8 protein-coding genes are annotated in these 13,419 nt (G+C 64.1%); 7 read left to right on the top strand and 1 reads right to left on the bottom strand.

What is annotated here, in order from left to right:
* Window positions 1–52: 52 nt before the first annotated feature.
* The 3 genes from VIL88_RS00190 to VIL88_RS00180 all read left to right on the top strand — a co-directional run bounded on the left by VIL88_RS00190 (window position 53) and on the right by VIL88_RS00180 (window position 3,287).
* Window positions 53–853: a UDP-2,3-diacylglucosamine diphosphatase gene (locus VIL88_RS00190; protein ID WP_331984704.1), complete on the top strand. Its 801-nt coding sequence runs from the start codon at window positions 53–55 to the stop codon at window positions 851–853.
* Window positions 854–958: 105 nt separating this feature from the next.
* A complete protein-coding gene (locus tag VIL88_RS00185) occupies window positions 959–2,005 on the top strand; it encodes a glycosyltransferase family 1 protein (RefSeq protein WP_331984702.1) in 1,047 nt (348 codons plus the stop codon).
* A 91-nt stretch (window positions 2,006–2,096) separates the two neighbouring features.
* A complete protein-coding gene (locus VIL88_RS00180; RefSeq protein WP_331984700.1) occupies window positions 2,097–3,287 on the top strand; it encodes an MFS transporter in 1,191 nt (396 codons plus the stop codon).
* Between the two features lie 127 nt (window positions 3,288–3,414).
* Here VIL88_RS00180 and VIL88_RS00175 read toward each other — a convergent pair whose 3' ends face one another.
* Window positions 3,415–8,946: a hypothetical protein gene (locus tag VIL88_RS00175; protein ID WP_331984698.1), complete on the bottom strand. Its 5,532-nt coding sequence runs from the start codon at window positions 8,944–8,946 to the stop codon at window positions 3,415–3,417.
* Window positions 8,947–9,312: 366 nt separating this feature from the next.
* Between VIL88_RS00175 and VIL88_RS00170 the strand changes: the two genes are divergently transcribed.
* The 4 genes from VIL88_RS00170 (at window position 9,313) to VIL88_RS00155 (ending at window position 13,386) form a co-directional block, all read left to right on the top strand.
* Entirely contained in the window at window positions 9,313–9,705 is a 393-nt protein-coding gene (locus VIL88_RS00170) for an Hpt domain-containing protein (RefSeq protein ID WP_331984696.1), read from the top strand.
* A 112-nt stretch (window positions 9,706–9,817) separates the two neighbouring features.
* Window positions 9,818–10,474, top strand: coding sequence for an outer membrane protein (locus VIL88_RS00165; protein WP_331984694.1), 657 nt, complete (start codon window positions 9,818–9,820; stop codon window positions 10,472–10,474).
* Window positions 10,475–10,618: 144 nt separating this feature from the next.
* Complete coding sequence (locus VIL88_RS00160) at window positions 10,619–12,220, top strand: peptide chain release factor 3 (RefSeq protein WP_331984692.1); 1,602 nt, start codon at window positions 10,619–10,621, stop codon at window positions 12,218–12,220.
* Window positions 12,217–13,386, top strand: coding sequence for an SAM-dependent methyltransferase (locus VIL88_RS00155; protein ID WP_331984690.1), 1,170 nt, complete (start codon window positions 12,217–12,219; stop codon window positions 13,384–13,386). Before VIL88_RS00160 ends, VIL88_RS00155 begins: the two co-directional genes overlap by 4 nt.
* Window positions 13,387–13,419 lie beyond the last annotated feature (33 nt).

Below are 13,419 nucleotides of genomic sequence, written 5' to 3'. Positions count from 1 at the left end.
TGCCGCGTTCCGCAGATAAAGTGCGCCTCCAGTAAGCAGGAGTCGTTGCTGGATGGCGGAATACCGCGAAGTCCGACAAGTCCGGGCCATTTTCATCTCGGATGTGCATCTGGGCATGAAGCCCATTCGGGTCGGCCAGCTGATCGAATTCCTGCGCGCCCATGAGGCCGAGACAATCTATCTGGTCGGTGACATCCTCGATGGCTGGCGCCTTGCCAAGAACTGGCACTGGCCAAGCGAGTACAACGTCCTCGGGCAGTTGCTGTTCGACAAGGCCGCTGCAGGCACTCGCATTGTTTACCTTCCCGGCAATCACGACGAGTTCCTGCGCGAATATCTCGGCACCTATTTTGGCGAGGTCGAATTCGTCGACCGCACCGTGCACACTACCGCCACCGGCAAGACTTATCTCGTCATCCACGGCGACCAGTTTGACGTGGTGGTGATGAACGCCAAGTGGCTCGCCCATGTGGGCGACTGGGCCTACAACGCCGCTTTGCGCGTCAACATCGCCATCAACTGGGTGCGCCGCCGCCTGGGCCTGCAGTACTGGTCCTTGAGCGCCTGGGCCAAGCAGAAGGTCAAGAACGCGGTCTCGGTCATCGGCCGCTTCGAGGAAGCCTTGGTGCATGAAGCCAAGCAGTCGGGCGTCGATGGCGTCATCTGCGGCCACATCCACTTCGCCGACATGCATTCACGCCTGGGCATTCACTACATCAATACCGGCGACTGGGTGGAAAGCTGCACCGCCATCATCGAGACGCCAGAGGGCGAGTTCGAATTGATCAAGTGGACCGAGATGGTGCTCGGTGAACCGCGCAAGTTCCGCCTGCGCCGGGCGGCTGCGAGCTGAGCCGCGCGTCACCGGCCCGTCACCAACCATTCACACGAGCGACGCCAAGATGCGCCACACTAGGGAAGAACTGAAACCCTTATCGGTGCCGCCATGCAGCTCGACGTGTTCAGATCCACCCCTTCCAGGCGCATCCTGATCGTCACGGACGCCTGGCGCCCCCAGATCAACGGCGTCGTGCGAACCCTGGAAAGCATCGGCCGGGTCTTGCAAGCGGCCGGTCATGACCTCCACTACCTGACGCCGCAGCGATTCTGGACGCTTCCGGTCCCCACCTATCCAGAGATTCGGCTGTCGCTCGCCACCAGGCGGGCCGTTGCCCGGCACATCGGCATGGTCGCTGCCGACCATATCCACATTGCAACCGAGGGGCCGCTCGGTCTTCTGGCGCGGCAGTATTGCCTAGATCGCGAGCTGGCCTTCACCACCAGCTTCCACACACGCTTTGCCGAATATCTCGCCATGCGCATGCCGGTGCCGCAACCTTGGACCTATGGCTATCTGCGCTGGTTCCACAGCGCTGCCACCCGAACCATGGTGCCAACGCCATCGCTGCGGCAGGACCTTCTCGATAAGGGCTTCCGCAATCTCACCCTCTGGAGCCGCGGCGTTGATGGCGAGCGCTTCCACCCCGGTTCCAAGACCTGGTTCACCGACCTGCCAAGGCCACATCTGCTTCATGTCGGGCGTGTTGCGGCTGAAAAGAACATTGGCGCCTTTTTGGAGCTCGACGTCCGCGGCACCAAGATCGTTGTCGGCGATGGTCCCGATCGCCTTCGCCTGATGCGCGCCTTTCCAGACGCGGTATTCCTCGGCTACCGCCACGGGGAGGAGTTGGGCGCCATCTACCGCAGCGCCGATGTGCTGGTATTTCCCAGCCTCACTGACACCTTCGGCAATGTGATCGCGGAGGCCCTGGCGTCGGGCACGCCCGTGGCGGCCTTCCCCGTCACGGGACCGCTGGATGTGCTCTCCGACCCGAAGGCCGGTGCACTCGACGCCGATCTGGGGCAGGCAGTCCTGCGTGCCCTGACCCTCGATCGCGCCGACGCCCGAGCCCATGGTGAGCGCTTCACCTGGGAGGTGAGCGCTGCGCAGTTCTTCCAGGCGCTCGAACCAGTGCTGGCACCCTCGCGCAAAATGCGCGCCTGAGCTGGACAGTAACGTTGCAAACGGCCTTGCCAAGGCCGCTGATGCGAGTCAGGAAAGCGCCGGGCAGTGATTTGCCCGGAGTTGACCTTCCATGCCATCGGCACCTTCGCGCTGGGACACGCCCGAGCTGCGCGCGTCCATCTACCAGTTCATGGTCTATGTTCCGGGCGGCGTCGCCTCGGTGTTTCTGGGCATCTGGCTCAGCGAGCACGGCATCCCGGCAGATCAGATTGGCCTCGTCAACGCCTTGCCGACGCTGTGTCTCCTCTTGCTCAACATCATCGTGGGCCGCGTCGCCGACCGCGCGGACGACTGGCGCTCGGCGCTCATCTTCATTTCGCTGGTGTCGGCGCTCGCGCCCCTGCCGCTTTATTTCGTTTCCGAGTTCTGGGGCATTCTCCTGATCTGGGGTTTGACCGCCACCAGCAATGGCCTGGTGGCGCCGGTGATCGATGCTGCCACCGTCCGCATGACGCGGCGCAACGGCACCGACTTCGGCGCCATCCGCGCCTGGGCGACGGTTGGCTATGTCTTTGCCGCCGCAGGGCTCGGCCTTTTCCTCAACGTGCTGGGCTCGGGAATTTTCGTTACGCTTTATGTCGCCATGGTGCTGCTGCGGGCGGCGTTGGCCTTCCTTCTGCCGCGCTTCCGAGCCCCCGCGCCCGAGCTGACGCTCACCAACACGCCGGGGGTCGAGATGCCCCGCAGCCAGCTCAAGGACTCGCTCAAGCTCTGGTTTGTTCTGCCCCTAGTGGCCTTTGCCCTGGTCAATTCGTCCAACTCGGTGATCGGCAGCTTCGGCGCACTGCTCTGGCACGAGAACGGCATACCCAATTACTTCCTGGGTCCGCTGCTCGGCATCGCGGCGGTGGGGGAGGCGATCCTGATGTTTGCCTGGCGTCGTTTCGGCGGCCGCTTCACGGCGCGTAACATGATCCTGATCGCCGCCTTTGCGGCCCTGGTGCGCTTCACCATCATGGCCTTCAATCCGCCGGTGGAAGTCCTCTTCCTGACGCAGACGCTGCACGCCTTCAGCTTCGGCATGGGCTATTTCGGCATCGTGCACTTCATCGCCAACTGGACCAACGAAGCCAATGCGGCCGAGGCGCAGGGTTTTGCCAACATGCTCAGTATGGGCGCCGCCATGCTGGCGCTGACCATCTTCGGCATCCTGGTCGAGCACTTCGGCACCCACGCCTTTTTCTACTCCACCGCCACGGCCTCGATAGCCATTGTCTGCGTCCTGGTCTCGCTGCGCCTCAAGCCGCCCAAGGATGCTTGAGGACGGTAGGGCCACTGGGAACGCGGCGATCGTGAGCCACCAGCTACAGAAGCCGTAGCTGACTAGAGCACTGGCCCAAAACAAAACGGCCCCGGATCATCCGGGGCCGTTTTGTTTTGGGAAGAACCTAGTTCAGCCTGCCGCTGGCATGGGCCAGGGTGGTGTAGACCTTGCCGCGGTCGCTGAGCAGATATTCGCGCGTCTCGGCGGCAGGCTGCGGGCCGGCGGCAGCGCGCTTCAGCAACTGCTCGAACTCGCTCATATAAGCCTGGGCGGTGCGGGCAAAGTCGGGTTCGCGCTGCAGCTTCCGGCGGACGTCGTCATAGGTGCTCTGGCCGCTCAGCGTATAGATGCGGCGCGAGAACACGTTGGACTCGCCGGCCTGGTAACGGGCCCAGGCATCGGCAAGGGCACGGTCATCGATGGAGCGGGCGATCTCTTCGGTGAGCCCGGAGAGGCCTGCCTGCTGCGGCTGCGGCTGCGCCCCCTGCTGCTTGGCCGTGGCATTGCGCAACACGTCGCGGAGCCAGCCGCCATTCTCGCCGGCCTGCGGGGCCGGCTCGGCTTCGGCAACCGCTGCCGGGCGCACCGGTTCGGGCTGGCGCACGGGTTCAGCCTGACGGACGGGCTCGGCCTGTCGAACGGGCTCGGCCTGGCGGACAGGTTCGGGCTGGCGCTCCGTGGTGCGGATCGGATCCACAAGCGGAGCGCGCGCCGGCTCGCGATAGACGTCGCGCGCAGGTTCGGCCGGCCGCGGCTGGTAGGCCGGCTGTTCGACGCGGGCTTCGGTGCGCGGGGCAGGGCGGGACGGACGACGCTCGGCCACGTCGCTGGTTGCCGGCTGGCTGCGGACGATTGCGTTGAGCTCGCTCAGCGCCTCGATCTGCTCGGCGACCACGCGGCGCATGGCGGCGGCGCTGGCACGGGTTTCCTCGGGCAGTTCGTTGACGCCGCGGGCCAGTTCTGCACGCGTAGCTTCGAGTTCGCTGCCCACTTCGCGGGCGGTTTCGCGCATGGCGCGTGCCGTGTCGTTGAAGCGCTGGGTGGCCTCTTCGATGGCGCGCTGCATCTCGGCCGCCATCTGCTGCTGTGCCTGCTGGAGGGCCGCGGCGGCACGGCGGCTTTCGGCATCGGCCGCCTGGCGGAAGTCACCCATCTTTTCGCCGACTTCGCCGGCGGTTTCGTCAAGCGTCTGGCGGAAGGTGCCGGTGGTCTCGTCCATGGCGCGGCGGAAGGTGCCGGTATTGGCCGCAATGGCGTTGCGCACAGAGGCCGAGCTGTCGTTGATCGTGTCGGCCAGGGTGCTCGTCGTCGTGGTCAGGACATCGGTCACGCTGCCAGCCGTCGAAGCCAGCACGTCGCTGACGCGATGGGCGTTCTCTTCCAATGCGCTGTTGACCTGCGACGTCTGGTCGTTGAGCGCCAGCCGGACCGAAGATGCGGTCTGGCTGAGTGCTGCGGCGGCCGCTTCTGCGGCGCGCTGCACCGCATTGTCCACCTGATCGGCATTGGTCTGCAGAGCCTGCGAAACCGTGTTGGTGGAGGCCTCGATGGTCTCGACGATGGTGCCGGTGGTTGCGGTGAGCGCCTCGTCCATGGCCCGGCGGGCGCCGATCAGGCGGCGTTCGGTGTCGTTGACCGTATCGGCGATCGACTGGGCGAACATGCGCATGCGGCCATCGATGTCGTCGGCGCGCAGGGCAAAGCTCTGTGCCAGAGCATCCATGGCGCCACGGCGGTCTTCCAGCGTTTCAAGCGCATTGTCGCTCGAGACGGTAAGGGCAGTGGAGGCCTGCGTCATCTGGGCGGCTTCTGCATCGAGCTTGCCGAGGATGGACGAGAACTCGTCGACCATGCCGCGGATGGTCGCCTGCAGCGCCTGGACGTGCTGGCTGACCATGGCGCCGGCCTGTTCGGTCTGGCCGATGGCGTCCCGCACCGTGGTGGAATAGCTCGCCGTTTGCTGGGCCACGCTGGTCTCGAGATTGGCAAGGTTGGCCGTCGAGGCGTCCAGCACGCGCTGCAGCAGCAGGTTGCTGTCGTTAAGCTTGCCCAGCGCCGAGGTGACGTCGGTGAGAATGCGCGAGGTCGAAACGGCCATGATGGCTTCGGCTTCGCGGGCATTTTCGCCAAGAGCGTCGCGCAGGAGATTGCCGTGACTGGCAAGCGCACCCTGCAGCTGGGCCGACCGCTCGGTCACCAGCTGGGCAAAGGCGGAGGTATGCTGCTCCACGGATTGGTTGATGTCGGTGAGGCGGGTTTCGATCGTATCCACCGCGCCCACGGCCTTGACCGTGAGCAGGTGGTCGATGTCGGTCGCCGCGACGCGAATCTGCTCGAGAGCCGTCCGTACCGCGTCGTCCATGCGGTTGGCCGTGGTCGTGATGTCAGCCACGATGTTCTGGCTGGCCGCGGTGATGCGGGTCGCGATGGTTTCCTCGATGCGGTCGGCGCCGGCTTCGAGGTCGGTCATCGACTGGGTGATGGACGTGTTGATGGTCGCATTGAGCGCGGCCAGGCGTTCGGCCGTGATGTCGGCACGGGCCGTAATCGCCTCGGGCAGGGTACCCAGGCGCTGGTCGACCATGTCGGTAATGGCGTTGCGTGCCGCATTGACGCCGCTCTCGATGAGCTCGGCCGCCTGGCGGGCGCTGTCGCTGACCGTGTTGCTGACCAGGTCGATGCGTGCCGTGATGCCATGCTCGGCGTCGGAGAGGCGGCCAATGGCGCTGTCGAGGCCGGTGCCCAGGTTGGTGTTGAGTTCGGACACCTTCTCGGCGATCAGCGACGACATCGAGTTGACGCGCTCGCTCATGTTGTCGGTGGCTTCGCGCAGTGCGCCGTCGATCTTTGTGCGTGCTTCCTCGCCCTGCTGGGCGATGGTATCGGCCAGCTCGGCCGTGCGCAGGCCGATGGTTTCGCCGATCGAGGTCGTATGTGTCTCGAGCGTATCGCTCAGTGCCTGGGTGCGCTGGTTCAGCGCCTCGGACAGCTGCTGCGTACGCGTGCCTACGGCCTGGGCGAGCTGGGCCGTGCCGCCATCGAGTGCCGAACGCAATTCGGTGGCCCGTGCGTCGAGTTCGCCGGTCAGCGTGCTCGTCTGCGCGGCGATCTCGTTGGCAAGGCCGCTAGTGCGTTGGTCGAGCTGGCTCACCAAAGCGCCGATCCGATCGTCGAGCTGGTTGTTGAAGCTGCCGGTGCGGCTATCGAGCTGGGTAAACAGCGTGCCGGTGCGGTCATCGAGAAGGCTGGCCAGGGCGCCGGTGCGTTCGTCGATCTGCGCGCCGAGGCCGCTCGTGCGCGCGTCGATCTGGTTGGCCAGGGTGGCCGTCCGGTCATCGAGGCGCTCAACCAGCAGACCGGTGCGGTCATCCAGTTGGCCAACCATGGTGGCGGTACGATCATCCAGCTGGCCCACCATCGTGGCGGTGCGGTCGTCGAGCTGGGTCACGAGGGTCGTGGTACGCTCATCGAGCTGGCTCGCCAGCGATCCAGTGCGGGATTCGATTTCGAGCGACAGCGCGTTGGTCCGCTCCGACAGGGTGTCGGCAAGGCGCTGCGTGCGTCCGGCAATGGCCTGGTCGAAGGCCGAGGTGCTGCCCTGGAGCGTCTCGCCCAGTTCCTGGCTGCGCACCCGAATGGCTTCACTCATGTCGCGGCCGTGGCCGCTCAGCGTGTCGCCCAGTTCCATGGCCCGCGTCTCGATGGCGCTGCTGAGCTCGGTCGTCCGCGCCGCGAGCACCTCTTCGATCGCCCTGGTACGGCCGTCGAGTGTATCGGCGATCAGGCCGGCCTGGCCCTCGAGTGACTGCGACAGTTCGCGGCTGCGGGTGGACAAGGTCTCGTTGATGACCTGGGTGCGCGAACCGAGCACCTCGCCAAGTTCGCGGGTGCGTTCGGCCACCACGTCGTTGAAGCGGCCGGATTCCTCGTTGAGTGCCATTTCGAGCACGTTGGCGCGGGCGGCAAAGCTTGTGCCCTGCGCTTCGAGCCGTGCGATCAGGCTATCGCCCTTGTCGCCGATCACGCCGTCCAGCGTATGGAGGCGCGAGTCGAGGATCGAAGCGATCTCGGTCAGGCGCGCATCGAACTGGCCGAGGGAATCCTGCCCGGCCGAGGCCAGGGTAATGCGGGCGCGCTCGGACGTATCGTCGAGGGCGCCGTTGATCTCGATCATCGCCGTCTGCAGGCGGCTATCCATGGCATTGAGCTGGATCGAGACGGACTCGTCCAGCTGCCGGGTCAGGGCGTTCAGCAACACTTCGGCCTCGCGGGAGCGTGCCGTAATGTCATCGGCAATACGCTGGCCGATCATGTCGAGCCCGCCGGTCACTTCATGACCGCGGTCGCGCAACTGGTCGAGCAGCGAAGCGCCGCCCTCGGTTAGGAGCGTCGACAGGTTGGAGGTGCGCTCGTCCAGCGCGGAAGCCAGTTCACTGGTGCGGGCTTCGATCAGGCCGGCAATGGACTGCGTACGGTCCTCGAAGCTGCCGGTTAGGGCCGCGGTGCGCTGCTCGATCGCCTGCGTCCGCGAGTCGATGGCCTCGGCAATCGAGTTCGAATGGGCGTCCAGGGCGTCGGTCAGCGAGGCGATGCGGTTCTCGACACCGGCATTGAGGTCAGCCGTCCGCGCGTCGAGGACTTCGGCCATCGCACTGGTCTTGTCGTCGAAGCTCAGGGCGAGGCGACCGGCGCTGTCATCGAGTGCGCTGATGAAGTCGGTGGTGCGATTGTCGACCAGCGACACGAAGTTCTCGGTGCGCTCGCCGAAGGTGTTGGTGAGCGTGTTGCCGGCGGTTTCGAGCGCGCGGGTAAGATTGCCGCCGCTCTCGACGATGGTGCCGGCAATGCGCTGGCTGATCATGTCGAGGTCGAACACCAAACCGGTATGGCTTTCTGTGATCGCTTCGCGCACGCGTTCGGTATTGGTGAGCACGCTTTCGCGCTGGCTGGCCAGTTCGGCGATCAGCGCACGCATGCGCGACTCATTGTCCGAATAGGTGCGTTCGAGGGCCGTGACTTCGTTGTGGATCATCACTTCGAGTTCGCCGGCGCGCGACAGGGCGCGTTCCAGTCCATCGCCCAGGGCGTTGACTTCACGGCGCACGGCCTGACCAACCGAAGCAACCTTGTCGGCCGCGGTAACCTCCGGCTCGGCGAGGCGCATGGCCGCCTGGGTAATCGAAGACGCAGCGTTGCGCAGATCCTGCGCGCGGCGGAACAGCGTCGCCACGGCAAAGAAGCCGACGACCGGGAGGAACAAGATCGCCAGCAATCCCACAAAGTCTACAGTACCCGCGAACTGGCCAAAGTTCTGCATCTGCGGGCCATAGCGCAGCCAGGCCACGGCACCGGCCGCGGCGAGCCAGACCAGCGAAAGGACCAGCGCGATCCAGGTCGGCGCGGCCGAAGACCGGTTCTGCAGGCTGTAAAGAATCTTGGAAGCAGGGAAGCGATCGTCATTGGCGACCGGTCCAGCCTGCTGCGCGATCTTGTCGGCGGCGCGCAGCCGCTCGGAGCGCGCAGGGTCGGCGGCACGGCGCTCAGGCGCCTTGGCGGGGGTGCTGTCCAGATTGAACACCGAGTCCTTGAGAGCGTCTTCGACGGCCGAGAAAGCCAGCGCGGCGGGATCGTTATTGGGGGTCGGATTCTTCGCCATACTCTTTACAACTCTCGCGTCGGCTTCGCAGCAACAAGGCGGATGGTCGAGTTGTCATGACTCCGCAGCCGTTTCCGGTCGCATCGCCAAATGGGAACAATTTGATGCAAAACACTTGCATCGCTCCCCCAACCGTCGCCGCCGCGTGCTGGTTCAAAGCGCATTAATACATTCAATTTTACGCAAACCGAGTGCTAACTTACCCAAAGGTTAATTTTTTGGGGAAGAAGCCCCGTCTGCTCCAAGCCCCCAAGCAAGGCAAAGGTGTGGCTTAATCAGCTGTTCACCTGCGCAATCTAGCCTGAACACATGGTATTGCCCAGTTTTTCGCCGGGCGCGTCGCCATGCCAGTACAAGGAGCCAGCCATGGCGTCGTCAGTCGGAGCGGCCAAAGCCGCAGCCCAGGTCAGCACGCCGCGCGGTATGCGCCCCATCGATCTCGTGCATCTGGCCAAGCAGTGCCTGGGCGACGAGGGGCTGGAACTGGAGATCCTCCGCCTCTTCGATACGACCGCCAAGACCTATTTCAGCCGCCTGCAGCAGGCGGAAAGCTTCGACGATCTGGCGCTCAACCTCCACTCGCTCAAGGGTGCTGCCAATGGCGTCGGCGCCTGGGCCATCGCCGATCTTGCCCGAGGCTGCGAAGCCGAATTGCAGGCAGGGCGGCCACTCACCCGCGAGCGCATCGGCGACCTCTGCGTTGCGGTAGAGGAGGTTCGAAGCTTTATTGCTAGCATGCTGGACGGCGAAGCCGCATAGACAGGACAATTGTTCCTCCTCAATTACTTGCCTGAAATTGCGGCAACCTGAAGTATTAGGTCGATATTAACTATAAATCATTAGAGCTTAACCAGCATTCCTGGAGGCTCAAATGCTCAAGACCACAACCGTTGCCGTTTTGGCGATCCTGGCAACGCCAGTGCTTGCCGCCGATCTCGTCATCCCGTCTTCGCCCGAACCCATTTATGAGGACGCTGGCTTTGACTGGAGCGGAGCTTATATCGGTGCATGGATCGGCGGACAGGGCGTACGTCTCTTTGCTCCGGGCGAAGGCACGATCGAAGGTACGGGCGCACTGGGGGGCGTGTTCGCCGGCTTCAACGCACAGTCCGGCAACCTGGTTTTCGGTGGTGAAGCGGATGTGGACTATTCAGGCTTCAACGGCGCCCGCGCCTGCGGCAATCCCCTTTGGACCTGCAGAGGCTATGTGAATTCGCAGGGTTCTGCCCGGGCGCGCTTCGGCGTGGCGGTCGACACCCTGCTGTTCTACGGCACTGCTGGCGTTGCCCTTGGCAATGCGGGCGGTTCTACCACCAGTCCGGCCGGCGTCGTGTTTTCCGATGCTTCGGTCCGCGTCGGCTATACGGTCGGTGCCGGTGTGGAAATGGCGTTCTCGGACAATCTGACCGGCCGCCTGGAATACCGCTATACCAATCTGGGTGCTCGCAACATGAACTTCGATGTCGTCTATCCAAATGTGGAAGTATCATCGCATACCGTTCGCGCCGGTCTCGCCTACAAGTTCTGATCAACTTCGCGTCTGTGTCTGGGCTCTGCCATCGGCAGGGCCCATTTGTTTTCGGCGCTCGGTTTGACCCTCCCGCCACCATCACCTATATAGCGGCTAACCTTGCCGCGCCTCTTGCAGCGGCCCAAGAGTCCAGCTTATCCGATGTCCATGTCCACTGTTGCCGAGGCTGCGCCCCGGCTGTCTGCAGAGCCGTTCCGCACCCGCCGCACCTTTGCGATCATCTCGCACCCCGACGCCGGCAAGACGACGCTGACCGAGCGGCTCCTTGCCGCTGCCGGCGCCATCCAGTCGGCCGGTGCCGTGCGCGGCAAGGCCGGCACACGCTCGACGCGGTCGGACTGGATGGAAATGGAGCAGCAGCGCGGCATTTCCATCACCTCCTCGGTAATGACCTTCGACTATGACGGGCTCACGCTCAATCTCCTCGACACGCCAGGCCACTCGGACTTCTCGGAAGACACCTATCGCACGCTGACGGCTGTCGACGCCGCCATCATGGTGATCGACGCCGCCAAGGGCATCGAGTCGCAGACCCTCAAGCTCTTCGAGGTCTGCCGGCTGCGCGACATTCCGATCATCACCTTCATCAACAAGGTGGACCGCGAGGGCCTGTCGCCGCTCGACCTGATCGACGAGATCCAGGGAAAGCTGGCGCTTGACCTGACGCCAGTGCTGTGGCCGATCGGGCAGGGCGTCGACTTCCACGGCTATCTCGACCTCCTGGAAAAGCGCGTCCTCTCGCCCCAGGGCAAGCCGGTAGCCGAATACGACGCCATCGAGGACCTCCTCGACAACGAGACGCTGGTCGAGGACCCGGTCTTCATGTCGGCGCTCGAAACGCTGGAAATGGCGACCGCCATGTTGCCGCCCTTTGACCTCGAAACCTTCCATGCCGGGCATTTGAGCCCGGTCCTCTTCGGTTCAGCGCTCAAGGGCATCGGGGTGGCCGAACTCCTGCGCACGCTGGGTGAGTGGGGCCCCGAGCCGCGCCCGCAGCCTGCCATTCCGTCACCCATTGAACCGGCCGACAAGAAGGTCACCGGCTTCGTGTTCAAGGTGCAGGCGAACATGGACGCCAATCACCGCGACCGCATCGCCTTCGTGCGCCTCTGCTCGGGCACCTTCTCGCGCGGCATGCGCCTCAAGAACGTGCGTTCGGGCAAGGACATGGCCGTCTCCAACCCGATGTTCTTTTTCGGCAATGACCGCGAACTGGCCGAGCAGGCGGTGGCGGGCGACATCGTCGGCATCCCCAACCATGGCACGTTGTCGGTGGGCGACACGCTGACCGAAGGCGCTGCCATCAACGTCACCGGCATTCCCAACTTCGCGCCAGAAATCATCCGCCGCGTGCGTCTCACCGATCACATGAAGACCAAGCAGATGGCCAAGGCGCTGAGCGACCTTTCCGAGGAGGGCGTCACCCAGGTGTTTCGCCGCATGGTGGGCGCCGACTGGATCGTGGGCGTGGTTGGCCAGCTGCAGCTCGAAGTGCTCTCGTCGCGCGTTGCCAAGGAATATGGCGTGCCGATCACCTTCGAGAGCCTCAACTATGAAGTGGCGCGTTGGGTCGAGAGCGACGATCCCAAAGAGCTTGATCGCTTCATCACCGCGCAGAAGATGAACATGGCCGAGGACCGCACTGGCGCGCCGGTCTTCCTCGCGCAGAACGCCTGGTGGGCCGATCGCGCGAAGCAGGATTTCCCCGCCATCCGCTTCCTCACCACCAAGGAACGGCATTGAGCACCGAGCGCATCGAGGAATTCCTCTCGGCCGTAAAGACGGCCTTCGCCAGCAATACGCTGATCAAGCTCAAGCTGGGCGGCTATCGTGGCGCGGAAGCGGACCTCAAGAATGTCGACGTCAAGAAGATCGTCGCCAAGGGAAGCGAGAAATTCAGCTTCACCTTTCACTACAAGACGCGCGACATCATCAAGAACCTGATCCAGCCCGAGGCCTTGGCGCTCTTGCGCCAGGGCCTCAAGGATGAATTTCGCTCGGCGCAGCTGGCGACAACAGAGTTCGACCTCCTGTTCGAGCGCAACGGCGACAAGATCCGCCTCAAGCGCACCGAAGTTGCCGGTCGCGCCGCGCCTTCTACCGAACACAACCGCGCCAAGAATCGTCCGCTGGGCGAAACAGGCAAGCCCTGGCTGCATGCGCTTGGGATCACCGGCAAGGACGGTCAGGTTCGAAACGACCGCCAGGACAAGTTCCGGCAGATCAACAAGATGGTCGAAATCTTTGCGCCACTGATTCAGGCGATCAAGGCGGAGAAGCCGCGCGTCGTCGATATGGGCGCCGGCAAGGGCTATCTCGATTTTGCTCTTTACGATCACCTGGCGCCGCAGCAGCCGATCGAGGTGATCGGCGTTGAGCTACGGGACCAGCTGGTCGCCGACGGCAATGCGACGGCCGCCGCTTCCGGCTTCGGTAATCTCAGCTTCGTTGCCGGGACCATCATCGACTATGACGCCAGCGGCGCCGACGCCGTAATTGCGCTCCACGCCTGCGACACGGCTACCGATGACGCCATCTTCAAGGGCATCACCGCCGGTGCATCCCTGATCGCCGTGGCACCCTGCTGCCATAAGCAGATCCGCCGCCAGATGGAGGCGGGCACGCCATCGGGCACGCTGCAGCCGCTGCTGCGCCACGGCATTTTCCTCGAACGGCAGGCCGAAATGGTCACCGACACGTTGCGTGCGCTGCTTCTGGAACTGCACGGCTATCGCACCAAGGTCTTCGAGTTCGTCTCCGACGCCCACACGCCCAAGAACAACCTGATCGTCGCCGAAAAGGATGGCAGGGCAGGGCGAGACCGCGAAGCGGTGTTAGGGCAGATTGCGGAGATCAAGCAGACGTTTGGGGTGGAGCGGCATTACCTTGAGGGGTTGCTGGAGCTTTAGCCACGACGTCCCAGTAGACCCCATCCTGAGCCT

This window comes from Devosia sp. (genome assembly GCF_036563435.1).
Taxonomy (GTDB): Bacteria; Pseudomonadota; Alphaproteobacteria; order Rhizobiales; family Devosiaceae; genus Devosia.
This window is presented reverse-complemented; position numbering and strand designations above follow the sequence as displayed.